The organism is Exiguobacterium sp. s161 (assembly GCF_018619045.1).
GTDB classification, from domain to species: Bacteria; Bacillota; Bacilli; order Exiguobacteriales; family Exiguobacteriaceae; genus Exiguobacterium_A; species Exiguobacterium_A indicum.
Window position 1 is genome coordinate 1277896 of record NZ_JACSNH010000001.1, and the last position, 24038, is coordinate 1301933.

A 24038-nucleotide genomic window follows, 5' to 3' on the forward strand; every position below is an offset into this window, starting at 1 on the left:
TTTATACCCCTATGTTTTAAATCCTTAAACCTCTATTTTTTATTTTTTAAAGTCGAAAGACCTCCAAAACGCTTGAAATCAAGGGTTAAGAGGTCTTTCATTTTTTTCATTTTTTATGGTGATGCGTTGGTTTTCACGGACTAATACTCGGATGAGACGTTCGATGTGCCGCATCGTCGTCTGTCCCATCGTTGAGATTTGGAGCCATTGATTATGGACGAGATAGTCGCTTTCATATTGAACATGATAGCCCTGGATCCGGAGAGCGTCTCCTAAAGCGGTTGCTGACGGATGGACGATCGTCAGAATTCCCGGCGCTTGTGCTTCTTGAGTCGCAAGCAGGTTGAAACCAGTCGCCCGAACGGCCTGTTCGAGATAGGTCATCTTGATGGCGGCTTGATCGAGATCAAGGGCATCGAGCGCTGCCTGACAGGCGAGCAACAAGTTCGATGAGCCGGAAAAGGCGACGCCTTCCGCATAGAGTCCGAGATCCAGATAACGTGGAATTCGTGGAGAAGGTAGGATGCTGTCTGTATGACCGATGAACGCAAGACCCGGTAAACCACCAATTGCTTTTCCGGAGACGGTCGTGACGAATCTGCAACCAGCGTATGAGAAACGTCCGGTTCCGACGGCGCTGATCGCATCGACGATGAGTGCGGTTCGTTGATTTAACAGTGCTTTTACCGCATCGAGATCGTAGAGGACGCCCGTAGACGTCTCACAATGCGTCAACCAGATCCAGTCGTATTCCGTTTGATGCAGCTGGCTTGCGAGTTGTTCTAATTCGATTGGGTGACCGGACGGAAGCAGGTGGATATCAAATGACTTTCCTGCTCGTGCCGCGTGATCGATCAAGCGTTGACCGAACTCGCCACCGTTTAGGATCAATCCATGTCCACTCAGTTGTTGTGCGACGATATCGTTGGCGAGGGTACCACTGCCGACAGCCATCGAGACATGTGGCAAATCCAGCAACTGACACATCCGACCACGTAAATCTTGATCGAGCTGGCGCATCGAAGCCGTCCGGTGCGGGCGCGGTGCTTGTTGCGCCGCTTGGCGAACCGTTGGTGCAACCTCGACTGGACCGGCTAGAAAATGCAGAGGACGTAAAACGTCCGCGATGACGGATCGTTCATATGTTGCGCGTGACAACAACATCGGTACGAACTGGGCATCGCCACTACCGAGCGTTGCTGCGATTGGTGTGAAGCCGAACCGCGCATATAGTTTAGCTTCCCGTGTCGTACCACTGATATAGACATGATCAATCGTTTCCCGCTCCAAGTAGACCATCAAAAAACGCATTAATTGCATGAACGTACGACTATTGCGGTATTCGGGACGAACGCTGAGTAAGCGGATTTCCGCTGGGTCCGTCAGTGTCTCATCTAGCGTCACGCCCTTTTCCTCAAGCGAAAAAGGACGATGCTTTCGAATAGCAATCATCGCGACGAGTCGATCGTCTTCCTTGCCGATCAGATAGGTATTTTGATCATGAAACCGGTCAATCCGTTTCCGTTCGATATTCGGTTGATGTTGCGGAATCTCTTCCGTGAAGGTGAGGTAGTTCAGTTCATGGATTGCTTCCGCGTCCGAAGCGGTGGCAATGGAAAAGTCGATCATGAGACGTCCTCCTTATGTAATGACTGGCTTGTGAAGTGCATCATGAGCCCACAGGACAAGTAGACTTACGGCAACGGCACACAAGATATTGATGGGTCCCGCGTCAAAGTAGACAGGGAGTAACGGGAGCAGAACAACCGGAATCAGCCCCGCTTTGACGCTATCTTTCGTTACGAGATAAGACAGACCGAGTATGCCTAGTCCGACAAGATATGCCCACGGCGTGATGGCGAAGACGATGCCGGAAAATACGGCATATCCTTTACCGCCACGTCGCGGATGAAACAATGGAAACAAGTGGCCGATGAGCACGGCAAGAGCAACGGGATAAAATGCATCTGTGATCTGTAGTGCAAGAACGGTCTTCGCGGCATCAAACAGATACACGAATAAAAAGGCCGGGAGCCCACCGGCACGATGGGCGTTGCGGGCACCGATGTTTCCGGAACCGACCTGAGCCAAATCGGTACGACTGACGTACTTCCAGAGCGTACCGCCAAGAATACTGCCGATAAGGTAACCAAGCAGGAGATCAAGGGTCACCGATGTTCCTCCTTTGTTTCTACGAGATGAACGAGTTCTTTGACGGTCAAGGCATCACTGTCTGGAGCCGTCAGGACGGCATCGACCATCTGGGCTTTTCGATCTTGTAATTCCGTCATCTTTTCTTCGATTGTCCCGCGTGTCAGCAATTTGATGACCGTCACGTCGGATTGTTGTCCAAGCCGGTGGGCACGATCGGCAGCTTGCTGTTCGACGGCCGGATTCCACCAGCTGTCAAAGAGGATGACGGTATCAGCAGTTGCGAGATTCAATCCCGTCCCACCCGCTTTCAGGGAAATCAAGAAGAGATCGACTTCACCGTCATTGAACCGATCGCATAACGCCACCCGGTCTTCGAGTGGTGTCTCACCCGTCAACAGGAAGTGAGGGAGGTGACGTTGCGCGAGATCCGAGCGAATGCGCTCGAGCATTTGTGTATACTGCGAGAAAATCAAGATCCGCTTTCCGGCGGCCCGTTTTTCGGCAATCAATGAGAGCAGACGCGTTCGTTTTGTCGCTTCTCCCGTGTATCCCTCAACGAATAACTCCGGATCGTCGCAAATTTGCCGCAACCGCGTTAACCCAGCCAGTAACTTCAAACGATCTTCGCGTTTCGTCTCGTCTAAGTGCTGCAGCGTCTCGAGTTGCAATTTGGCAAGATACGACGCATATAACCGTTTTTGGTTAGGACCGAGCTCGACATAATGATGCTCGATCTGTTTCTTCGGTAAATCCTGTAAGACATCTTGTTTCTCACGCCGTAATAAGAACGGTTGGATGAACTGTTGCATGTCATCAAATGACCATTTCTCAAACGTCGCTAAATCCGGCAGTAATTCTGGAAACAAGACATGGAAAATCGACCAGATATCACGCGGACGATTCTCAAGTGGTGTGCCCGTTAAGGCGAACCGTCGTTTTGCTTGCAGATGTCGCAGTTGACTGACCGTTTGTGACTGCGGATTCTTCAAGTGCTGTGCTTCATCAAAGAAAACGACGTCATATACGGGGTGGCGACGGACGTCGGTCCGAAGCGTCGTGTAGGAGACGATCGTCACTGTGTTTTCAGCCAAGTACTCCAGTTCGGAAAGTCGGCTAGTTTGAGATCCCGTCACGACATGAACCGGTCGACCGAGTAAAAAGCGCTTCAATTCCGCCTCCCAGTTGCGGAGCAGTGATGCTGGTGCGACGATCAGTGCACGACTATCCGAAATCGTTGCTATATAACCAATCGCTTGAATTGTCTTTCCAAGCCCCATCTCATCGGCCAAGATGCCGTGACATCGGTGCGCGTCCAAATTCTTTAGAAATTGAATGCCCGTCCGTTGATACGGATAGAGTTGTGACTCTAATGAATTCGGCAAGTCGAGCCAGAATCCTTGTCCGGATTTCAATTCGAACCATTTCTCGAGCAAATCGGCATGGAGATGCAGGATGGAGGCACCGATCAGATGCTTCATGTTCCGGACGGCAGGTAAGACGAGTCGCCCGTCGCGTAAGTCGCGTTCACTCGCTTCCATCTGGGCGAGAACCCGTTGCAACTGCTGAAAGGCCCGTGCCTCTAAAGATACGAACTGTCCGGATTTCAAACGGTGATAGCGTTTTTGTAAGATGAGCGACTTTAGGACACGTTTCAGTTCGTCTTCCGGAATTCCGTCCATCGAAAAGTTAAACACAAGCCAGTCGAGGCGGTCTGTCACGTCGACTTCGATCCGCGGATGAAAGGGTCCTTTTGGTAACGTCGTTCGGATCGCTTGCGTTGCAAATAACTCCAGTTGACCGAGCGCAACTCGTTCGTCAAGCAGACTCCGCAAAAAAGCATACTGCGCGGCGTCAGTGGTGATGACATAGTGCGAATTCGATGGTGTTGCTTGGAATTCACGTAAATAGCGTAAGACACTTTGCTCCGTTACTTGATCCCGTCCAGCATAAATCGTCTCGTCGAGCGGATTCAGCTGAATCCCTTGATAATCAAACGACACACGGACTTCGACTTCCCGAGCCGTTCGGTCAAGATGCAACTTGACGATTGGCGTTCCGGAGACGATTCGTTCCTGTAAATCAGGACTGAACGAAACATCTGCGACCCGCTGCAAATACTCCGTCTGTTCAAGCAACCGATCGAAGTAGGGTAGGGACAGTTGATGCTGTTGATTGTCCGTCAATCGTTTAAGCGTCACGACGGGGCCGGTCAGTTCGAAATGAATCGCTACCCGACGATCCGGTGTGAGACTGCGTAAATAATGGCGCGCGCCGGCGTCATCGACTTGAATCGCCGTGAAGGGACGGATTTGCGGCGATAACGGCGTCGGTGTACCGTGCGCCTGTACATGATGCATCGCCAGTAAAACGGCGACGATATGTCCGCAAAATGACGTATCCATCGCAAGTGATGGACAATTACAGCCGGCGTCGACACCGTGCGCCTTGACGCGGACCGTCACCGTGAATCGTTCCTTACCGTCGACACTCGCTTCGATCAGCTCGTCGCCCATTCGATAATTATGCAACGTGACCTTTCGAGCGGCGACATACTTCTTTCCCCGTCGAAAAGCATAGGCATCAGACATCTGTTTGATTTTGCGTTCACTGAGCCCGTAATTCATGACAACTCTCCTTTAGTTAACATAATATGATTATCGTTCACCATCAAATAAATCGACGGCGCGTTTTTTCTCCGAATCGCCAATATGGGCATAGACTTGTGTCGTCGCGACGGATTCATGACCAAGTAACTGCTGGATCGTCAGGACATCGACCCCACCGGTCGCAAGACGTGTCGCAAACGTATGCCGCAATTTATGCGGTGTAATTTTTTTGCGCTCTAAAAAGGGGAGGACCGGTTTCAATCGTTCGGTGTGCCGCTGCAAAATATGCTGGACTGCCCGTGGGCTGAGTGGTTTCCCGTGTTTTTGGAAGACAGGCACGGCGCCACTCGTTGGCATCTGATAATGAATCGCGTATTTGCGTAAGGCGATCCGTGCTGGTTTCGCGAGTGGAATCAGCCGCTCTTTATTGCCTTTTCCGATGACGCGGAGCGTGTTTTCATGGAAATCGACATCATTCCAGACGAGTTGCGTCATCTCACTCAAACGCATCCCGCTATAGCCGAGTAGTTGGAATAACGTCACGTCGCGGACGCGATCACGTTCATAATGCGACGCTTCCCGGGCATTCATCTCGACGTTCGACGGTAACAACTGAATCAATTCGTCCCACTCGCGTTTCGTCAGGTAGACCGGTTCCCGTTTTGCTTGTTTTGGTCGGTTGACTTTTGCGACCGGGTTTTCTGACAGCTGACCGGTATCGACCAAATAACGGAACAACGACTGTAACGCCGATAGCTTTCGATTGATCACGCTTGGTGCATTTTGTTTCGTTAAGGCAAGATATTCAGCGTAAGCTTCAATTCCTGATGCATCGATCTCGACGAACGCTTCAAGCGGAATATCTCGCGCCGTTACTTCTTCGCCAGACGCCGCAGCGACGAATTGAAAGAACGCTTCGTAGTCATAGACGTAGCGACGCATCGTTGCTAATGAGAAATGTTTTGCTGCTAACTGATCCAAATAGGACTGAATGAAGCGTGGCATCCGCTCATAACCAGGAATCGCTGGTGCTGTAGCCGAAACGGTCGTTTTATGTATCGTTTTTCCTAGGTTTTTAAATAAACTCATCCCACAATCACCCCTCTAGTAGTAGTATACCAAACGTTGGTACGTAAGACACTTGTTTGCGTGAAATAGTTATTTCACGCAACGTTAAATTGTCAGACAGGGAGCGCTCAGTTGCATCGACAACGCACCAGACGGGTCGTTGATCAACTCGATGCACGTGAGAATTCAACCTATTTTTATCGTTTCTGAGCTACGACATTCTTTTTAATAACAATAATAGTATTATGTAACCTAAATCATCAAAAAAGAATGAATATTCAATTTCGCTCTCAGTTGCATCGAGAAGTGGTTCGACGGGTCATTGGTCGACTCATTTGATTTCAAGACGATTTCTGAAAAACGTCGAAAACGTGCTCGATTTCGCATACTTCATCTTGGTTCGGGTATAGAGTGTTAGGTAAGAGTTATTTTCATAAGGGGGAGTTCTAAATGATTACTGATCAACAAGCACGTCAGTATTTGAAGGATGCTAAACGCATTGCCGTCGTCGGTGTCTCGAGTGATTCCGGAAAGACCGCAAACTGGATTGCTGACTACTTAGTCCAACATGGATACGAAGTCATTCCGGTCAATCCGACGTTAAACGAGTGGAACGGTCAAAAAGTCTATCCGAGCGTCGCAAGCATTCCAGGACACATCGATATAGTCGACGTCTTCCGTCGGTCTGAGTTTTTAGCGGATGTCGCCAAAGATGCTGTTGCTCACGGTGACGTCGGGATGATTTGGAATCAGCTTGGTCTCTCGAGTGTCGAAGCAGAAAGTCTTGCACTCGGTGCTGGTATTCCATATATTGAGAATCGTTGCATCAAAATCGAGCATCAATATCTGTGAGTCATCGCACGATTTCAGGCATCTTCACCCGTTCGTGAAGGTGTCTTTTTTCATGCGCTTTACAGGTTATGCTTGTCAGGAAGCAAGAAGATGCCTACAATTAGAGACAGACTACTTGAAATAACGAACGAACGTTTGTAAAAACGACGTCGTAATTTCGAATTTTGAGGTGAAATGAATGGCGACAGACTTAAATAACTACAATGATGATGCCATACAGGTGCTCGAAGGACTCGAAGCAGTCCGGAAGCGCCCAGGTATGTATATCGGTTCAACCGATCACCGTGGACTTCACCATCTCGTCTACGAGATCGTCGATAACGCAATCGATGAGGCACTTGCAGGATTCGGGGAACAAATTGACGTCACGATTCATAAAGATAATGCAATCACTGTCCGTGACCATGGACGTGGAATGCCAACGGGGATGCATGCATCGGGAAAGCCGACTGCTGAAGTCATCTTCACAGTCCTTCACGCTGGCGGTAAGTTCGGTCAAGGTGGATATAAGACGTCCGGTGGCTTACACGGCGTCGGGGCGTCGGTCGTTAACGCCTTATCAACGGATTTGAAAGTAACGATCTTCCGTGACGGGAAACAATATGAGCAAACGTTTGAAAACGGTGGGATGCCGAAGACGACGTTGCTTGAAACGGGTACGACGCGTCAAAACGGAACGAGCGTTTACTTTAAACCAGATGGCTCGATCTTCAGTACGTTGACATACAACTACGATACGCTCGCAGAACGCTTACGCGAATCCGCTTTCTTGCTGAAAGGTCTGAAGATTACGCTGACGGACGAACGGTCCGATAAACAAGATATCTTCCAGTACCAAGACGGTGTCAGCGAATTCGTCCAGTACTTGAATGATGATAAAGATACGCTTCATCCGACGGTCGCGTTCGAAGGCACGGAAAACGAGATCGAAGTCGATATCGCCTTTCAGTTCACGGATGCGTACTCGGAAAACGTCCTGTCGTTCGTCAACAACGTCCGGACACGCGACGGTGGAACACACGAAGTTGGTGCGAAGACGGCGATGACACGGGTCATGAATGAATATGCCCGAAAGAACACGCTCTTGAAGGAAAAGGATAAGAACCTTGACGGAAATGATATCCGCGAAGGGTTGACGATGATCGTCTCGATCCGAATTCCGGAAGAATTCCTTCAGTTCGAAGGACAAACGAAGTCGAAACTCGGTTCACCGGAAGCGCGGACGAGCTGTGACGCTGTCATCAGTCGTCGTCTCTCGACGTACTTGGAAGAGAACCCGCAAACGGCGACGCTGTTGATCAAAAAAGCGATCCGCGCAGCGCAAGCGCGTGAAGCAGCACGTAAAGCCCGCGAAGAAGCACGAAATGGGAAAAAGAAGAAACGTTCGAGCATCTTGAACGGAAAACTGACACCTGCTGCTTCGAAAAACGCGGACAAGAATGAATTGTTCCTCGTCGAGGGTGATTCTGCCGGTGGTTCTGCGAAACAAGGACGAAACCGGACGTTCCAAGCGATTCTTCCACTCCGTGGTAAGGTCTTGAACACGGAAAAAGCGAAACTCGCTGACATCATGAAAAATGAAGAGATCAATACGATCATTCATGCGATTGGTGGCGGTGTCGGAGCCGATTTTGACTTGTCGGATTGTAATTTCGACAAAGTCATCATCATGACGGATGCCGATACCGATGGCGCACATATCCAAGTCTTGCTATTGACGTTCTTCTTCCGCTACATGCGTCCGTTGATCGACGCTGGGAAGGTCTTCGTTGCCTTACCACCGCTCTATCGTGTCTCAAAAGGAAAAGGCAAATCGGAGAAATTTGAATACGTCTGGGACGAAGAGACACTCAAGAAAACGACGAAGAAATTCGGTAAAGGTTATATGATCCAGCGTTACAAAGGACTTGGGGAGATGAATGCACCACAGCTCTGGGAAACAACGATGGATCCCGAGACACGGACATTGATTCGGGTCACGATCGACGATGCTGCTGTTGCGGAAAAACGTGTCTCGGTCTTAATGGGCGATAACGTTGGTCACCGCCGGACGTGGATCGAGGACAATGTCGCCTTCGGTCTCGCGGAAGACCTCTCGATCATCGAGAATGAGCACGTGACGAAAGAGAGTGTGAACGAACATGTCTAATCTACAAAACATCCTGAACCTGTCGCTCGAGCAAGTCGTCGGCGACCGGTTTGGTCGTTATTCGAAATATATCATCCAAGATCGTGCCTTACCGGATGCCCGGGATGGTCTGAAACCGGTTCAACGCCGAATCTTGTATGCGATGCATACGGAAGGCAACCTGTTCGACCGGGCCTACCGGAAATCAGCGAAGACGGTCGGTGTCGTCATCGGTAACTATCACCCGCACGGTGATTCATCGGTCTATGAAGCAATGGTCCGCTTGAGCCAAGAGTGGAAACTCCGTTACCCGCTGATCGATATGCAAGGGAACAACGGGTCAATCGACGGTGATAGCGCGGCAGCAATGCGGTATACGGAAGCCCGTCTGTCGAAAGTTTCGAGTCTGATTCTCGACGGGATCAACAAACAAACCGTCGATTACACGCTGAACTTCGATGATACGACGGAAGAACCGCTCGTCTTACCGTCGCTCCTGCCGAACTTGTTGATGAACGGTTCGACGGGGATTTCCGCTGGTTACGCAACCGAGATTCCACCGCACCACGCGGGAGAAGTCCTAGATGCTGCGATTGGTCGGATTTCCGGTACGGTCCAGAACGTCGATGACTTGTTGACGCACATGCAAGGTCCTGATTTCCCGACTGGTGGTGTCGTCCAAGGGCTTGACGGCATCAAGAAGGCGTTCGAGACAGGACGCGGGAAAGTCATCATCCGCTCGCGCTCAACGATTGAGACACTGCGGGGTGGTCGTCAGCAAATCGTCATCACGGAGCTCCCGTATGAGGTCAATAAAGCGAATCTCGTTAAACGGATGGAAGAACTCCGTCTTGATAAAAAGGTCGAAGGTGTCGCTGAAGTCCGTGATGAGACCGACCGCGACGGCTTACGGGTCGTCATCGAGTTGAAGAAGGAAGCGGACGCAGAAGGTGTCTTACACTTCTACCTCAAACAGACTGACTTACAAATTGCCTATAACTACAACATGGTCGCGATCCATGAACGGACACCGCGGCAAATGGGCGTCTTGACACTACTTGATGCGTATCTTGCACACGTCAAGGAAGTCGTCATCCGCCGGACAGCGTTTGATCTCGAACAAGCGAAACGCCGTCAGGAAGTCGTTTCTGCCTTAATGACAGCGATCTCTGTCCTCGATGAGACACTTGCCTTGATCCGATCTGCGTCGAACAAAGCAGATGCGAAGGAGAAGCTGATCACGCGCTTCAACTTTACGGATCGCCAAGCGGAAGCCGTCGTTATGCTCCAGCTGTACCGGTTAACGAATACCGATATCGTCGAGTTACAGGAAGAAGCTGCGAAACTCGAGAAGGAAATCGCTCGTCTTGAGAAGATCCTTAACGATGAAAAGACACGGAATCGTCTGATCATCAAGGAATTGACAGTCTTGAAGGAACAAGTCGCGGACAAACGTCGCTCGACGATCGAAGCGGAAGTTGAAGAACTGAAGCTGAAGACGGAAGTCATGATTGCTGTCGAAGAAACGATGGTCTTCCTGTCGAAAAACGGTTACGTCAAACGTTCGTCGCTCCGTTCATTCGGTGCTTCGAACGACTTGCCGGACTTGAAGGAACAGGATCGTCCGTTGCTCCAAGGGCAAGCGATGACGACCGACCACTTGATCGTCTGGACCGTTCGCGGGAATTACTTGCTGATTCCGGTCCATCAATTGCCGGATACGAAGTGGAAAGATGGCGGTCAACACGTCGCGAACCTCGTTCCACTCGAACCGGGTGACCGGGTTCTCTCAGCGGATCTCGTCCGCTCGTTCGACGAAGCACAGCATTGCTTGTTCGTGACTCGTCAAGGGATGGTCAAGCGTTCGAAACTGAGTGACTACAACGCCCAGCGGAAGTCAAAACCACTTCAAGGTGTCCGTTTGAAGGCAGATGACGAAGTTTTGTATGCTCAGGTCTCAACAGGTCAATCGGAACTGTTCCTTGCGACACAGAACGGTTTCGGTCTCTGGTTCACGGAAGACGACGTTCCTGTCGTCGGTGTCCGGGCTGCCGGTGTTAAAGCGATCAACCTGAAGGATCAAGATGTCGTCGCGGGTGCAATTGGCTTCAAGGAAGCACCACAGATCGTCCTCTTGACGCAACGGGGTGCCTTGAAGAAGATGCGTCTCGCGGATCAGTTCCAAGTCTCGAGCCGTGCGCTCCGCGGCTTACAGTTGCTCCGTGACTTGAAATCGAAACCACACCAAGTCGCTGCATTGATCGACGTCACACAAGCGAAAGAATTGGTCCTCAGCGGAAAAGAACAGGAAAAAACGATCCAAATCGGTTCGTTATCGTTCCTCGACCGCTTATCGAACGGTTCATTTGCCTACGATGAAGAGAAATTCGGTCCCTTACTCGACTGGTATACACGATAAGACGAGGCTCCTCCGGATAACGGGGGAGCTTTTTTAGATCTAGCGGGGCAGGAGAGGGGGAATTTTGAGATTTATCGCTATAAATATCGTTTACAAATTGAAACACTGACCAATAACGGCTACAATAGAAGAAATAGTCAGGTCACGATTCGTCACGAACAAGCGTCGGGTCACGCGTCTCCGCAGCTTTGCTTATAGCGTCAATTGATCAAGCAGCTACGGGACCGTCCCTTTAGCTGCTTGTTGTGCAATCTGCCGACCTTGGAGAGGTGATGAAGATGAAATTCAGACGTCGCGAAAAAGTAGCAATCTATATCACTCGGGAAAAACCTAACGGATGGGAACTACTTGTTTTTCATCCACAATCGGCTCCTGAGAGTGATTGGCAGATCCCCGCAGGTACGATCGAAGATGCTGAAATCGCAAAAGAAGCGGCTGTCCGTGAGACGCTTGAGGAAAGTGGTCTCTCGTTAGCATCCGTCCAGTACATCGGCGAAGAAGAGATGCGCTATCCGGAGCGAATGCGGGTGCATTACACGTATTTCTACCATGCGCACATCGAATGCCAAGAGAACCGCTGGACGCATTGTGTGGCTGGTGACGGTCAGGATTGCGGTGATTTCTTTGATTTCGCGTGGTTGCCACTTGATCGGATCACGCAACTCGAACGCCGCCATCATATTTTCTTGGATCGTTTGATTCATCGATTGGAACGGACACGTCCGTATGATTGTCGAAAACACGGTTAATCCCGTGTTTTTTTTGTTTTGTCTCAATATCTTAAGTTTACCTTGATTATGAGACAGAACCTTATAACTATTGATAATATATGTTATGTTAACTTGAATAAAAAAATGATTTTCTGGTCAGATTCATCCATCCCCCCTGTCGTGTAAAAATCGGTCTATCGTCCTGTTGGTCTTCTTCTTCATTCTTTGTTACTCTAATAACAGTAACACCGCGAATGTTACCTTTTTAACGGTAACAAATCAAATGTTCCCATAATTGTGGCAACAAATGAACAGGAGGAATCGTCATGCAAGCTGTTGCCTTGTCGTTTGATGTCAAAGGCTCCCGCGATTATCCGAGCAAAGAAGCATTACTTCAAGCGCTCCGAGAACTCGCGAACAATCTGAATACGGCATTTCCAACGAGTATCGTTCCGTTCCAAATCAAATCCGGTGATAGCTTACTAGCGGTATTTGCGGATTATCCGGTTAGTTATCCGGTCATTCTGCACTTATTGAATCAAGAATTACCAGGTTACATCGGGATTGGATTTGGTCAGTATGAGACGATTTCGACGACCCAAGCTGAAGAAGCCAATGGTAGTGCGATCATTCATGCCTTTGAAGCACAGGAATTGGCGAAGACGCTTCCGTCACAGATCGCCTTTGCTGGACCGCCCTACTTACCGACCGCCCTGCTGAATGGTTATCTTGAGATGCTCTATCCGGCGTATTTCGGGAAGACGGACCGTCAGATTGAGTTGCACCGGTTGATGGATCAATATCCGGATGATACGTATGAAGAGATCGGTTTAAAGATGGGCTTTAAGGAACAAGATGCTCGCGCGAATGTCGCAAAACTCGTCTCTCGCTCGCAGCGTAAGCAACGCAAGCGACTTGAAGCTGCCTTGGCACAGGCACTGGAGCAATTCCAAGTCTGGGAGGCGATTCGGTGACTGTCTTACTTAGCCTTATCCTTGTCCACTTACTTGCTGATTTTCCATTACAGACGAGACGGATGGCGCAACTGAAACATCGACACCGACGCATCTTGTTCCAACATCTTGCCGTCCATGCGTCTCTGATGCTACTTGTCCTCGCGTTCTTCGTCATCCGAGGGCAGTTGACCCTCGACATCGCCGGATGGCTAGGAGGGAGCATTCTCGTGTTTCACGCCCTACTCGATGCTTCCCCGCTCAAACGTCGCGTCAAGCAAGCAGCGGCGTACTGGATCGATCAAGCGTTACATATCGCTGCCATCATTGCCTTGACATGGGTGTTCGTTCCGATTGATTGGTCATTGTCGTTCGCGCGACCCGAGCAGGTCCTCTGGATTCTGTGCTTTAGTTTAGTGACGACAGAGTTACTCGGTCACGGGATTGCTTTGATGCTCGCACCATTTGCTCCGCGCTTGATCGAAGCGCATTTCGAGCGAAAAGTGACACGTAAGGAGCAACTCGACGGCGTCTCACGGACCGTCACACATGAAGTCGAAGATTCTGCGCGCAGTTATACGACGGAATTAAACGGAATCGGGCGTTATATCGGTCTCGTCGAACGGGCAATCATTACCCTGCTCGTCGTCACGAACGCAACCGGAGCGATTGGCTTCATCATTGCTTTGAAGGCACTGGCCCGTTTTAAACAGTTTGAAGATCGCCGTTTTGCGGAATATTACATCATCGGGAGCTTGCTCAGTATCTTAGGTGCGATTTTATGTGGACTCGCGATTCGCGTCGCACTCTAAACGATGAATGAAAGTGAGGGAGACGGTCTTGACCGTCGCACGAAGTATGAAACAAATTGGATTAGTGAGACATCACCGGGTGACGGAAGGATACCCGACGAAAGGCTGGATCAGTGCCAGCGATATTGAAAAATGGATTGAACGGTATGATACGTCAGACATCGATATTCAACCGGTCGAGCTCGGTCAGATCGACTGGACAGTCTGTTATGCCAGTAGCATGCCACGCGCCGTCCAGACGGCGAAGAGTGTCTACGATAAAGAGATCATCGTGACGGATCTACTACGGGAAGTACCGTTTCCGACGATTCAGTCGAATCTACGGTTACCGTTTCTTGGCTGGGCGGTCCTCGGTCGACTCGCAGCCCCGTTCAGCAAACGGATTCAAGCGGAGATCAAGGAAGCGAATGAACGGATTGAGGTCCTGTTGAATCAACTGATGTTCGAGGATGATGAACGGGTCTTACTCGTCGGTCACGGCGGCATGATGATTTTAATGCGGGCTGCGTTGAAACGGCGCGGTTACCAGGGGCCACGGTTCGGTCATCCGCGTAACGGCATGCTGTATCTGTTCGAGAAAGAGGAACCGACATGTTGAAATGGGGATCAACGATTCTGTTAGCACTCTGTTTAATCGTCATCTTTTATACGACACGGGACGAAGAGCCCCCTGCCCCAAACACGGGACAGATGGAGGTCTACGGTTTTGACGTCGGTCAAGGAGATAGCACGTTCATCCGGACGAAGGAAGACGCGATCTTGATTGACGGCGGGAATAACGGCAAAGGCGAGGATGTCGTCCGCTACCTGCAAGAATTGGGTGTCAAACGCTTAACAGCAGTCATCGCGACACATCCGGACGCCGATCATATCGGTGGACTTGATACCGTCCTCGATGCCTTTCCAGTCGATAGCGTCTATGCCCCGCGTGTCACGCATACGACAGAGACATACCGCGATTTCCTCCTTGCCGTCAAACGCGAAGGGGTGACAATCAAATCGGTTAAGGCAGGTCTTGAGATACCGAGTGAAGCTGCACGCTTTACGTTCCTTGCTCCCCTAACGGACGGGACACAGGATCTCAACAGCTGGAGTGCCGTCCTGCGGGTCGAACATGGACAGGACCGGTTCCTCTTCATGGGCGACGCACCGATCCGGACGGAACGACAATTGCTCGAGTCAGATGCCGATCTTAGCGCCGATGTCTTGAAGCTTGGACATCACGGAGCAGACACATCGTCCTCCCTGCCCTTCCTACAAGCCGTTGATCCGAAGCGAGCATTGATCTCAGCCGGGAAGGACAATGCCTATCGTCACCCACGTCCCTCCGTCTTACAGGAGCTGAAGACAGAACGGATTACGATTGATCGAACCGATCAAAGCGGAACGATCCAGTATATCTCGACTGGTGACGGCATCAAGGAATCGAACCGGACCGACTTACGACCGGAATAACAAGACGTGGAGGTGCATAAGATGCGATTGACCCTAGCTGATTTTGAAGACGATCTAGCGATTTGCGAGACGGACGAACGCGAGACGATCACATTACCGAAAAGTCGTTTGCCGCGCCAGGCGACGATTGGCGACCGACTCGACTGGACCGGGCGCTCGATTCGGATCTTACGCGATGAGACGAACGCACGTAAAAAAGAGATCACCGATTTGATGGATGATCTCTTTGAAGAATGATGGGACTCCCTTAGAACGCTGAGGGAGTCTTTTTTAACCCAGTAGACTGATGACGAGACCAGCGATGATGCTGTGAATAAGGAACCGAGCGTATACGTCAGCAAACGTAATCCGAATGGGAGCCGACGAATCGCGGCAAAGGCTCGGCGATTCGGAGGTCCTCCGGCAACAATACGTTGATACTCGTCAATAGGACTGTGAGCAACATCCTGTTGCTGGTTTAGAGTAGAGTTCGATTCGGTAAGTATGTGGTTTCATCTGTCCATCCTCCCTATTCCAATGACTATATCCTTCTATTCGCTAAGTAACTTCATAATCCTGTTTCAATTTTTTTGATATTTTACGAAAATTTTGGATGAAACTGGTAGTATAAAAGATAGACGTATTTCTTTATGCGTGATTCCTGGAAAATCACTAGCAGTTTTTTCTGAATTTTCGTACACTTTAGAAATACGATGCATATTAAAGGGGGAATCATCCATGTTTCAAACGTTACGTACATCACTCAAACAATCTGTCCTTGGTCAGGACGATGTGATTGATCATTTATTGATGGGCTTGCTCGCAGAAGGTCATGTGTTGCTCGAAGACCGTCCGGGGACCGGTAAGACGACATTAGCAAAAGCACTGGCGCAGACACTCGAAGCGAAGTTCTCACGTGTTCAATGTACAGCGGATACGTTACCGACCGACCTACTTGGGATGGAGCTGTTCAACCCGCTGACAGGATCGTTTGAACAACGGTTTGGTCCGCTGTTCGCGAACATCGTCCTCGTCGATGAAATCAACCGGACGACTCCACGGACACAGTCAGCATTGCTCGAGGCAATGGCGGAAGGGCAAGTGACGATCGGGGATACATCTTATACGTTACCGCAACACTTTCTTGTCATCGCGACACAAAATCCGTTCGATGGACACGGTACATTCCCATTACCGCATGCCCAACTCGACCGTTTCTTGTTCAAATTATCGTTCGCTCCCCTGACACGTCAAGCGGAAAAAGCATTATTACGCGGGGCGCACTTAACAGCAGCCGAACTACAGATTCCGCTCGAACAACTCAATGACTGGAAAGAGGAAGTCGTCGCCGTCTCGATCGAGGATAGCGTCGAAAACTACTTACTCGATGTCTGTGACGCACTCCGCGCCCATCGTGACGTTGAGATCGGACCGAGTCCACGAGCGACGCTCGCACTCTTAAAAGCAGCAAAAGCACGGGCCTGGATGCAGGAGCGGACGTACGTCACACCAGAGGACGTCAAGCACTTGGCGACGCCATTGCTTGCCCACCGTCTCGTCTTGACGCTCGAAGCGACGCTGAAGCTATCGAACGAACGTCTCGTCGAGCAAGTCCTCGATTCACTCACTGTTCCAACTGAGGTGTAATCATGCAATTGATCATACCAAAAGGCTTTAACCTCATCATTCTTACGATGACAGGTGCAAGCGGCGTCATCGTCGGCCTCTATGGTCCTGTCTGGATTGCGGCTTTATTACTCGCCTATACATTATATGGCTGGGTGATGCCGTATTATCTCGAATACGTTGCGAAGCGGATTCGCGTCCGCCTCCTTGAGACCGTTCGCGCTTTTCGAGAGGAAACGATCCAGATACCGTTCGAATTGTCGAACCCAACGAAGTTACCACTCGGTCGCATCACGATCTCTGGGTTGCTCGGGGATCAGATCAAGCTTCCTGATGCGAGTAGTCAATTTTGGCGTCAACACTTATATGTCAGCAAACAGACAATTGTGCCGTTTTCAATCGATGTCATTGCCGCTCACCGAGGAACGATTCGGATTCAGTCGTTTGACGTCATGATCTCGGATCCGTTTCATTTGATCACAATCTATGTGACGCTTGATATCCAAGAGCTGGGTCACGTCTTCCCTGACTTTGCACCAGCGTCAGTCGAGTGGAATGAGCGGATGATTCCCGGTGAGACGATTGATCGCTCGAGTCCGTTCACCGATCGCTCGAGTTTCCACTCCGTCGTCCCCTACTCCGGAGATGCGAAGTCGATCTACTGGTCCGCTTATGCGAAGACGAATGAGCTGTACTCGTATCAATATGACCGGAAACGTAACCATGATTATGCCGTCATCGTCGATGGCTTGTCCGCAGACGGACTCGCCCTCCGCTCGGACTTCGAGAAACTATTATCGCGTGCCGCGACGATCATCCGTGAACTCGAGAAACAAGGGGCTTCCTACAGCCTCTGGATTTCGATGGTCAATCGATCCGGTCAGTGGTACCATGTTCCGTCTGGTATGGGAAAACATCAATTCCTACGGACGATGGAATGCCTTGCCCGGATTTCCGAGTACGATCTACCGCTCGAGCGCCGGTACTTCACGAAGCGATTGCAACGTAGTGTGCCGTCGACGACGGCGGAGATTCACCTCGGTTACCGGCAGAAAGGAGTGAGCGCATGATTCTCTGGTGGATATTCCTTGCAAGTCTGTTACCGGTTCCGTTCTATCTCGCGCTCGCTCTTCCGGCACTTGCCTTCGTGCCGCATCGTTCGCTTCGCATCGGATTACAGCTACTCGTAGCGGGGTCCTTATATTTCCTCTCTCCCGTAGCTAGCGTCTTAGCGCTCGTCTTCGTCGCCTGGACCGCGTTTCTTGATACGGTCGATTCGCCGTGGCGATACGCTACGAGTGCGATGGTCATCGGCGTCGTGATGGTATTGTTCCCAGGAGTGACACCACCGATTGGCGCATTTTTAATTTTGGTCTTCGTCATTGCGTATCCATTCGTCGTCACGTACATGACAGAATGGCGGCGTATCTTACCGACGATCGCGTTAGTCCTCAGCGCGGGGCTGATCATCGCTGTCGTCTTCCGGCTCACGAAAGAAGCGCTCGTCGGATCCGTCACGAGTGCGATTCGTCCGCTATTTGAAGCATTCGGTTCATTATTCCTTTGGACGGAACCACTTGGTCGAGAAGCGGACACGATGACGAACCGGGCAATGGGGCTAAAGAATATCAAAGGTGTTCAAGACGTGGATCAAGCTGTCGTCCAGGCAGGAACACCGGATTGGATTTGGATCGCAACGACGCTTCTGACCGTGATCTTAGTTGCGATTACGCTTTATGTCATCCGGAAGCGAAAAGTCATAGCAATCGAAAGAGAACAAACCGTCAAGCACTCCAAGCAGGTACGGGCGCATGCGCCAAAGCGGCATAGTCATCATCCGCTTCTGAAGATTGCCTCTCAACTCGAGCAAGCCTTCCCAAGACGCCATGAAGAGACGACGCTTGAATGGCTGACACGGATCGAGTTCCCGGATGCATCACCAAACGCGCGTCTGATTGATGGAATCGAGTTCAGTCCAAGTGAACCAGCTTACGACATCCAGACGTTCCGCCGTCAAGTACGGGAACAAATCGAACGTTAACAAAAAGCCCCTGCTCATGGAGCGGGGGCTTCCTCGTCGCATAACGTGCGCATCAATTGGTTGCGTGGTGTCGTCGCAAGACCCCAGTCGCAAATCGCATCAAGTAAGGGAATCAAAGAGATTCCTTTTTCGCTCAAGGCATATTCGACGCGGGGTGGAATCTCCGGGTAAACGGTCCGTGTAATCAAGCCGTCTTGTTCGAGTTGTTTCAACTGTTGCGTCAGCGTCTTTGGTGAGACGTCCTGGATATAACGCTCCAGTGTATTAAAACGTACTTTCCCTTCTTCGTGCAGCTCGTACAAGATCATCACTTTCCACTTGCCTTGAATCTGACGCATCGTCGCATCGAACTCATTTAGATATGGCATACCGTTCCCTCCCTTACCAAAAGGTAACCGACTGACCTAAAAGTGCGTACTTCTCGGAACAGTTTCCCTCTGTTATCTTCAATCTATCATATCAAATAAGGAGACGATATCATGAAAACAGGATTCATTGCCATCACAGGTGCCACGTCAGGAATCGGGCATGCGACTGCTCAAACATTCATTCAGAAAGGATACCGTGTCTTATTGCTCGGACGACGAATTGATCGTCTGGCGAGCCTTGCTTCAGACGATGTCTTGATTCGCCAAGTCGCAGCCACCGACCGAGTTGCCCTCGATGCTGCTTTAGCAGACGCGACGGAAGCGTTCGGACCGGTCGAAGCGATCATCAACAATGCAGGACGGATGTTACTCGGTCAAATCGAGACGCAAGGAGCGGAAGAATGGGAAGAGATGTTTGACGTCAACGCGCTCGGTGTCTTACACGGCATGCAAGCCGTCCTTCCCTCGATGGTGAAACGGAAGACCGGCACGATCATCAACATTAGCTCGATTGCCGGTAAAAAGACGTTCGCCGACCACGCCGCGTACGTCGGCACGAAATTCGCCGTCCACGCGATGAGTGAGAACGTCCGGGGTGAAGTCGCCTCTCACGGTGTCCGCGTCATGACGATCGCACCAGGAGTCGTCGAGACAGAACTGCTCGGTCATACGACAAGTGACGCGATCAAGGACGGCTACAACGAATGGAAACAGTCGATTGACGGTGGTCTCGATCCGCAAATCGTCGCGGACACCGTCTTATTCGCCTTCGAGCAACCACAACACGTCAATATTCGAGAAATCGTCTTAGCCCCGACGAAACAAGTCGATTGACGAATAATAGACCGAAGCGCTCGGAAATGGATGTACTTCCGAGCGCTTCGGTCTGTTTTCATGTAAGCGTTACTTTATTAGGTGACTCTGTTCAATCGTTTGAAAGATTGATTGATAGATTTGGAGTTGCTCTGAACGATTCGGTCGTTCGATCCCCTCACCGAACAACCAGGTCGTCTCTTGTGTATCGTCATAGAGCATACCAGCCGCAAACGTCGGATTCGGCACCGAGATGCTTTCCTCATAGGAGAGACTCGGATCAAGAAACGGTTCGACGGATTTTTGAGAGCCGATGAAGAAAAACGGAATCTGTGCTTTCCGGTAGACGGTGGCATAGTCACGTCCCGATGCCTGATGTAAGTACTCCGGCATGATCATGACGGCATCGTAACGTCGTAAATCTCCTTTGATCTCCTGCAGATCAATCGAGTGAAAGTCCGGTGATTGCGTAAGAACTGGAGCCGTTCCGACGACGGCGATGGTGAGATCGATGGTACTGGCTTTTGGCGTCAACGTTGGTTTTTTCATCATACATACGGTAAGCAGTAGACTGAGTGCAAGTAAAGTCATGACGGTTCTTTGTCTCATCTGTCCCTCCATGATTTCCTAATATTAGGTCTTTCGCCTAGTTCCTTTATACCATAGAAATGGATGACGTTATGTTTTTGCACAATAGGGAAATCGCGTGAATAAAGTACCAACAGAAGCCAATAAAAAAAGACTCCCTGATCGGAGTCTCCTTACTTTTCAGCATCGATTTTTGAAGCCTTACGCGCAATGACGACAATAAAGACGATGGCACCGACAGGAATCACGAGCGGCATCCAGTCGAGGATATACTGTGCGTTCATCGTATCCCCCCTTACCTAGCAAGCTATAAGCGTAGCATATGCCAATTGTTAGGGAGTTGCAAGTCACAGTCGGGGCAGAAGTTCGTTAGCAAGTGAGTAATAAATCAGCACACTTGTCGAAAGGATGTATCCGATCAATAAAAGCGGTGTGAATTTAGGTTTCATACGTCGTTCGATCAAGCGTAACGAGCCGATGGTGACAACAAGAGCGACGAGCGGACTGAATCCGAATACGACGATATCTAAGGATGTCACGACATCTTCTGGAAACACGAGATGAAAGACAAAAAGTGAGAATAAGTACCACGATGTATAGGATAGACAAACGAAGAAGAGGAAAGTAGCTAGTTTCCGCATCCCGTTTGATTGGCTTTTTTCCATCTGTTGCATGTCGTTCCTCCTACATAAGTATCAGATATCCTTAATAGTAACTGGAACTATTCGCTTAAAATATTCAAATATGAATATCCGACAAAAAACGACAAAAAGTTTTTTTCTCGACAATTAAAAAAAGCAAGAACCACGGTCAAGTGAACCTTGCTTCAACTCTTAAAGAGCAGGTGTTTCGACTTGATACATCGTCGCAAGACCTGCCACCTTGTTCTTGAATGTCTCCCGGCGTTCGACAGGCGCAATGATTTCCGCCTGATTGCCGAATTGAATCAGCCACATCATGAACCCGTCGGAAAAGAGCGCATCGACCTTGACTTCGAACCAGAGGTCATCGAGACGACGGCAGCGGATATCCGTTCCGAACCGGTCGACGACGGTCGGCATTAGACTTTCCTGAAATTTAAGCGTCAATTGCTCGTTCTCTCCCCCATACATGTTGAACATGTTACTTAAGTAACTCGGCTCGACATGGACCGGTTCTTCCATCGGTTCAAACGCTTTACAATTGACGATTCGGTCGACCCGGTACGTCCGAATCTCTTTGATCCGCTCATCACGTCCAATCAAATAGTAATTTCCGTTATCCATCAACAGGTGAGCCGGAGAAACGAGGTAATGCTCGCCATCTTTCCGTAACTCGAACTTTCGCGTCCGTTCGTTAAACTTTCCTTGGTACTGGAAACTGATGACGAACTCATCACTGATAGCTTTCTGGATCGTATCGATCGAGCGCGACGTCATTCCTTTTGGTTTTTTGACAGTATGTAGTACCGGCTGGAGAGACTCCGCCATCTTATCACTCGTCAACGACTGAATCGTCTGAACGAGCGACGTCGTCTCACTTTCCGAGATAAACTTCGCACTGGCGATGGCATCGACCAGCAATCGGAGTTGATGATGCTCAAAGGGACGACTGACGAGATGATACGGAATGGCAAGTCCATTCTTCGTCTCTTCCGCCACGACGTCAAAACCTGATTTGGCAAGTGCCGCAATATCATCCTTCAACGATTTTCGGGATAGCTTCTCGATCAGTCCTCGTTTCGAGAGTTCCGTGCTCAATTGCTCAAGCGTCAACGTATGGTCTTCATCCGACTGACGTTCGAAGATTTCTCGTACAGCAAGTAAGCGGTCACGGTTCGTTAATTTTTCGTTAGACACTACGCATCCTCATTTCCTAAGTCACAATGGTTTGGTTATACTTTACAGTATACATGAAAATAAACACGAGATTAACAATAAAATGGTAAAAATTAAGAGATAGGAGAATTGGGATGCATTATATCGCAGAATGGAACGGTCAGCGTTTTGAATACCGGGATAGCGGGAGTGGTCCCGTCATTTTATTAATTCATGGTACACAATCGGATTACCGAGAAGTCTACCATGTCGAGAAGTTAATCGCGGCAGGATATCGCGTCATCGTACCGTCACGCCCCGGGTACGGACAAACCCCACTTCAGCTCGCTGATAGTCCAGAGGCGCTCGCAACATTCTATTCTAAGTGGCTTGCTTCCCGTCATATTAAACAGTACACCGTTTATGGCATCTCTGCCGGCGGACCGACGGCAATCGCGCTTGCTGGAATGGATCCAGGCGTCCATGCCCTTGTCTTAGCGTGTGCGATGACGCACCGGATTTCCCTGCCGTACCATCGTCTTCTGATCCAACCGGTCTTACAACGTCCTTTACAGTTCATCCAGTGGGGGCTTTGGACGTATGTGAAGGATAAGATACGCAAGTTTCCTGAAGAAGCAGCAGTTCGGATGGTCGAGATGACAAGTCTTTTACCACGCGAAACGATCCGTACCCACATTAGTGAGACGGATGCGTCGTTATTATATGAAGTTGGTCTTCAAAATGGTCCTGGGCGAGGTGTCTTGTTTGATATCACACAAGACATCGAACGAGAACGGCTTGAAGCCGTCACGTGTCCCGTCTTGATCGTCCATTCGAAGTCAGACCGTGCTGTTCCGTTCGAGCATGCCGAACACGCACGACGGAGCATTCCTCACGCGCAGTTCATTGAATCGAAAAGTCCTGGTCACCTGATTTGGATTGGTCCATCCGCACGTCGAGATGAACGGATGATCGAACGATTCATCGCCTTCAATCAGATGACTTGAAGGCGGAGCCGCATTTTTAGCTTCTCATCATCTTCCTCGATCGCAATCAGACCACGACGCGTCAGTTCACCAATCGCACGACGCGTCCGGTCTTGATTAAGTCGGGCACAGCGGGCAATCTCAGCGATGCCCATCCGACATGACAGTTGGTTCGCCTTAATCTTTGATGAAGGCTTCGCGACGGAGCGTTGTAAGAGACGCCAAAAGACATGGCGGGCATCCTCTGATAAAGCATAGGCATTTTTCTCGATCACCGGTGGCATGTAACGAACGTCTTCTCGAATCCGGCGAATCAGATAGAGACTGAGCCATTCTTCAAGCTCCGCTTGAATTCGTGAGAATTCGAACCACCAAAGCTGCTCGAGTGCCTCTTCTTCTTTCGTTGCCAGCTGCCAGCTAGCAGGAATCTCATCAAACTCTTCCTCGAGCCAGTCTTCGTAGTCGAGTGCCGTCTCATACAAGACTTGTGACGGAATCTGCTCGAGTGACGTCCGATTTTTATAGATATCAAAGCTCATCCGTCGAAAATGTTCGACGGATGCAGCCACTTGGCTCAAATGAATTAATTGTTTCGTAATGAGGCGCGCCAGTCCATCCATCTCGAGGTGGATGGCATATAAGTGTTTTTCTAGCGCAATGAGCGTACTTCTCTCCATTCGACTG

The 24038-nt window shown here is 50.0% G+C and carries 23 protein-coding genes; 14 read left to right on the forward strand and 9 right to left on the reverse strand.

Annotated features, from left to right (window positions below):
* Positions 1-78 precede the first annotated feature (78 nt).
* The 4 genes from KNQ14_RS06470 to KNQ14_RS06485 are packed head-to-tail and all read right to left on the reverse strand — an operon-like array spanning position 79 to position 5849.
* Positions 79-1629 (reverse strand): GNAT family N-acetyltransferase, encoded by a 1551-nt coding sequence (locus KNQ14_RS06470; RefSeq protein ID WP_214860159.1) that lies wholly within the window; start codon positions 1627-1629, stop codon positions 79-81.
* 12 nt (positions 1630-1641) lie between these two features.
* The gene (locus KNQ14_RS06475; RefSeq protein WP_214745769.1) at positions 1642-2172 is read right to left on the reverse strand and encodes a glycerol-3-phosphate acyltransferase; all 531 of its coding nucleotides are present in this window, start codon (positions 2170-2172) and stop codon (positions 1642-1644) included.
* The gene (locus KNQ14_RS06480; RefSeq protein ID WP_214860161.1) at positions 2169-4778 is read right to left on the reverse strand and encodes a DEAD/DEAH box helicase; all 2610 of its coding nucleotides are present in this window, start codon (positions 4776-4778) and stop codon (positions 2169-2171) included. The genes KNQ14_RS06475 and KNQ14_RS06480 overlap by 4 nt, the downstream gene beginning before the upstream one ends.
* 30 nt (positions 4779-4808) lie before the next feature.
* Positions 4809-5849, reverse strand: a complete 1041-nt coding sequence (locus KNQ14_RS06485) for a tyrosine-type recombinase/integrase (protein ID WP_071908794.1) — start codon at positions 5847-5849, stop codon at positions 4809-4811.
* 429 nt (positions 5850-6278) lie between these two features.
* Between KNQ14_RS06485 and KNQ14_RS06490 the strand changes: the two genes are divergently transcribed.
* From KNQ14_RS06490 to KNQ14_RS06545, 12 genes are all read left to right on the forward strand, one after another.
* Positions 6279-6680: a CoA-binding protein gene (locus tag KNQ14_RS06490; protein ID WP_023468336.1), complete on the forward strand. Its 402-nt coding sequence runs from the start codon at positions 6279-6281 to the stop codon at positions 6678-6680.
* A 178-nt stretch (positions 6681-6858) separates the two neighbouring features.
* On the forward strand, positions 6859-8829 hold the full coding sequence (gene parE / locus KNQ14_RS06495) for a DNA topoisomerase IV subunit B (RefSeq protein ID WP_214860163.1): 1971 nt from the start codon (positions 6859-6861) through the stop codon (positions 8827-8829).
* Positions 8822-11227 (forward strand): DNA topoisomerase IV subunit A, encoded by a 2406-nt coding sequence (gene parC, locus KNQ14_RS06500; protein ID WP_214860165.1) that lies wholly within the window; start codon positions 8822-8824, stop codon positions 11225-11227. The genes parE and parC overlap by 8 nt, the downstream gene beginning before the upstream one ends.
* A 278-nt stretch (positions 11228-11505) precedes the next feature.
* Positions 11506-11976, forward strand: a complete 471-nt coding sequence (locus KNQ14_RS06505) for an NUDIX domain-containing protein (RefSeq protein WP_231681758.1) — start codon at positions 11506-11508, stop codon at positions 11974-11976.
* Positions 11977-12263: 287 nt separating this feature from the next.
* Positions 12264-12911 (forward strand): hypothetical protein, encoded by a 648-nt coding sequence (locus KNQ14_RS06510; protein ID WP_214860166.1) that lies wholly within the window; start codon positions 12264-12266, stop codon positions 12909-12911.
* On the forward strand, positions 12908-13702 hold the full coding sequence (locus KNQ14_RS06515) for a DUF3307 domain-containing protein (protein ID WP_023468331.1): 795 nt from the start codon (positions 12908-12910) through the stop codon (positions 13700-13702). Before KNQ14_RS06510 ends, KNQ14_RS06515 begins: the two co-directional genes overlap by 4 nt.
* 7 nt (positions 13703-13709) lie before the next feature.
* Entirely contained in the window at positions 13710-14300 is a 591-nt protein-coding gene (locus KNQ14_RS06520; RefSeq protein WP_251138281.1) for a histidine phosphatase family protein, read from the forward strand.
* Complete coding sequence (locus KNQ14_RS06525; RefSeq protein ID WP_251138282.1) at positions 14294-15157, forward strand: ComEC/Rec2 family competence protein; 864 nt, start codon at positions 14294-14296, stop codon at positions 15155-15157. The genes KNQ14_RS06520 and KNQ14_RS06525 overlap by 7 nt, the downstream gene beginning before the upstream one ends.
* A gap of 21 nt (positions 15158-15178) precedes the next feature.
* A complete protein-coding gene (locus KNQ14_RS06530; RefSeq protein WP_214860169.1) occupies positions 15179-15394 on the forward strand; it encodes a DUF3006 domain-containing protein in 216 nt (71 codons plus the stop codon).
* 480 nt (positions 15395-15874) lie between these two features.
* Positions 15875-16783: an AAA family ATPase gene (locus KNQ14_RS06535; protein ID WP_058265957.1), complete on the forward strand. Its 909-nt coding sequence runs from the start codon at positions 15875-15877 to the stop codon at positions 16781-16783.
* A gap of 2 nt (positions 16784-16785) precedes the next feature.
* A complete protein-coding gene (locus KNQ14_RS06540; protein ID WP_214860170.1) occupies positions 16786-17832 on the forward strand; it encodes a DUF58 domain-containing protein in 1047 nt (348 codons plus the stop codon).
* A complete protein-coding gene (locus tag KNQ14_RS06545) occupies positions 17829-18803 on the forward strand; it encodes a hypothetical protein (RefSeq protein WP_214860171.1) in 975 nt (324 codons plus the stop codon). The genes KNQ14_RS06540 and KNQ14_RS06545 overlap by 4 nt, the downstream gene beginning before the upstream one ends.
* Before the next feature lie 14 nt (positions 18804-18817).
* On the opposite strand, the gene KNQ14_RS06550 is transcribed toward KNQ14_RS06545, so the two are convergent.
* A complete protein-coding gene (locus tag KNQ14_RS06550; RefSeq protein WP_214745750.1) occupies positions 18818-19171 on the reverse strand; it encodes a winged helix-turn-helix transcriptional regulator in 354 nt (117 codons plus the stop codon).
* Between the two features lie 111 nt (positions 19172-19282).
* Between KNQ14_RS06550 and KNQ14_RS06555 the strand changes: the two genes are divergently transcribed.
* Positions 19283-20005: an SDR family oxidoreductase gene (locus KNQ14_RS06555; RefSeq protein WP_214860172.1), complete on the forward strand. Its 723-nt coding sequence runs from the start codon at positions 19283-19285 to the stop codon at positions 20003-20005.
* A 69-nt stretch (positions 20006-20074) separates the two neighbouring features.
* Here the strand turns inward: KNQ14_RS06555 and KNQ14_RS06560 are convergent, their stop codons facing one another.
* The 3 genes from KNQ14_RS06560 to KNQ14_RS16915 all read right to left on the reverse strand — a co-directional run bounded on the left by KNQ14_RS06560 (position 20075) and on the right by KNQ14_RS16915 (position 22410).
* A complete protein-coding gene (locus KNQ14_RS06560) occupies positions 20075-20593 on the reverse strand; it encodes a hypothetical protein (protein WP_214860173.1) in 519 nt (172 codons plus the stop codon).
* Between the two features lie 326 nt (positions 20594-20919).
* Complete coding sequence (locus tag KNQ14_RS06565; protein WP_055968121.1) at positions 20920-21246, reverse strand: hypothetical protein; 327 nt, start codon at positions 21244-21246, stop codon at positions 20920-20922.
* A gap of 159 nt (positions 21247-21405) precedes the next feature.
* Entirely contained in the window at positions 21406-22410 is a 1005-nt protein-coding gene (locus KNQ14_RS16915) for a helix-turn-helix transcriptional regulator (protein WP_035397361.1), read from the reverse strand.
* 113 nt (positions 22411-22523) lie between these two features.
* On the opposite strand from KNQ14_RS16915, the gene KNQ14_RS06575 reads away from it, so the two are divergent.
* Complete coding sequence (locus KNQ14_RS06575; RefSeq protein WP_214860174.1) at positions 22524-23375, forward strand: alpha/beta fold hydrolase; 852 nt, start codon at positions 22524-22526, stop codon at positions 23373-23375.
* Here the strand turns inward: KNQ14_RS06575 and KNQ14_RS06580 are convergent.
* On the reverse strand, positions 23363-24031 hold the full coding sequence (locus KNQ14_RS06580) for a hypothetical protein (protein ID WP_023468317.1): 669 nt from the start codon (positions 24029-24031) through the stop codon (positions 23363-23365). The two genes, KNQ14_RS06575 and KNQ14_RS06580, sit on opposite strands and share 13 nt — an antisense overlap.
* Positions 24032-24038: the final 7 nt, after the last annotated feature.

What these genes read in the sequence shown, in the direction of transcription:
- KNQ14_RS06575 (WP_214860174.1), top strand. Translation starts at nt 22,524, where the DNA reads ATGCATTATATCGCAGAATGGAACGGTCAGCGTTTTGAATACCGGGAT.
- KNQ14_RS06540 (WP_214860170.1), top strand. Translation starts at nt 16,786, where the DNA reads ATGCAATTGATCATACCAAAAGGCTTTAACCTCATCATTCTTACGATG.
- parE (WP_214860163.1), top strand. Translation starts at nt 6,859, where the DNA reads ATGGCGACAGACTTAAATAACTACAATGATGATGCCATACAGGTGCTC.
- KNQ14_RS06485 (WP_071908794.1), bottom strand. Translation starts at nt 5,849, where the DNA reads ATGAGTTTATTTAAAAACCTAGGAAAAACGATACATAAAACGACCGTT.
- KNQ14_RS06480 (WP_214860161.1), bottom strand. Translation starts at nt 4,778, where the DNA reads ATGAATTACGGGCTCAGTGAACGCAAAATCAAACAGATGTCTGATGCC.
- KNQ14_RS06520 (WP_251138281.1), top strand. Translation starts at nt 13,710, where the DNA reads ATGAAAGTGAGGGAGACGGTCTTGACCGTCGCACGAAGTATGAAACAA.
- KNQ14_RS06550 (WP_214745750.1), bottom strand. Translation starts at nt 19,171, where the DNA reads ATGCCATATCTAAATGAGTTCGATGCGACGATGCGTCAGATTCAAGGC.
- KNQ14_RS06535 (WP_058265957.1), top strand. Translation starts at nt 15,875, where the DNA reads ATGTTTCAAACGTTACGTACATCACTCAAACAATCTGTCCTTGGTCAG.
- KNQ14_RS06505 (WP_231681758.1), top strand. Translation starts at nt 11,506, where the DNA reads ATGAAATTCAGACGTCGCGAAAAAGTAGCAATCTATATCACTCGGGAA.
- parC (WP_214860165.1), top strand. Translation starts at nt 8,822, where the DNA reads ATGTCTAATCTACAAAACATCCTGAACCTGTCGCTCGAGCAAGTCGTC.
- KNQ14_RS06490 (WP_023468336.1), top strand. Translation starts at nt 6,279, where the DNA reads ATGATTACTGATCAACAAGCACGTCAGTATTTGAAGGATGCTAAACGC.
- KNQ14_RS06470 (WP_214860159.1), bottom strand. Translation starts at nt 1,629, where the DNA reads ATGATCGACTTTTCCATTGCCACCGCTTCGGACGCGGAAGCAATCCAT.
- KNQ14_RS06565 (WP_055968121.1), bottom strand. Translation starts at nt 21,246, where the DNA reads ATGCAACAGATGGAAAAAAGCCAATCAAACGGGATGCGGAAACTAGCT.
- KNQ14_RS06555 (WP_214860172.1), top strand. Translation starts at nt 19,283, where the DNA reads ATGAAAACAGGATTCATTGCCATCACAGGTGCCACGTCAGGAATCGGG.
- KNQ14_RS06545 (WP_214860171.1), top strand. Translation starts at nt 17,829, where the DNA reads ATGATTCTCTGGTGGATATTCCTTGCAAGTCTGTTACCGGTTCCGTTC.
- KNQ14_RS06510 (WP_214860166.1), top strand. Translation starts at nt 12,264, where the DNA reads ATGCAAGCTGTTGCCTTGTCGTTTGATGTCAAAGGCTCCCGCGATTAT.
- KNQ14_RS06530 (WP_214860169.1), top strand. Translation starts at nt 15,179, where the DNA reads ATGCGATTGACCCTAGCTGATTTTGAAGACGATCTAGCGATTTGCGAG.
- KNQ14_RS06525 (WP_251138282.1), top strand. Translation starts at nt 14,294, where the DNA reads ATGTTGAAATGGGGATCAACGATTCTGTTAGCACTCTGTTTAATCGTC.
- KNQ14_RS06560 (WP_214860173.1), bottom strand. Translation starts at nt 20,593, where the DNA reads ATGAGACAAAGAACCGTCATGACTTTACTTGCACTCAGTCTACTGCTT.
- KNQ14_RS06580 (WP_023468317.1), bottom strand. Translation starts at nt 24,031, where the DNA reads ATGGAGAGAAGTACGCTCATTGCGCTAGAAAAACACTTATATGCCATC.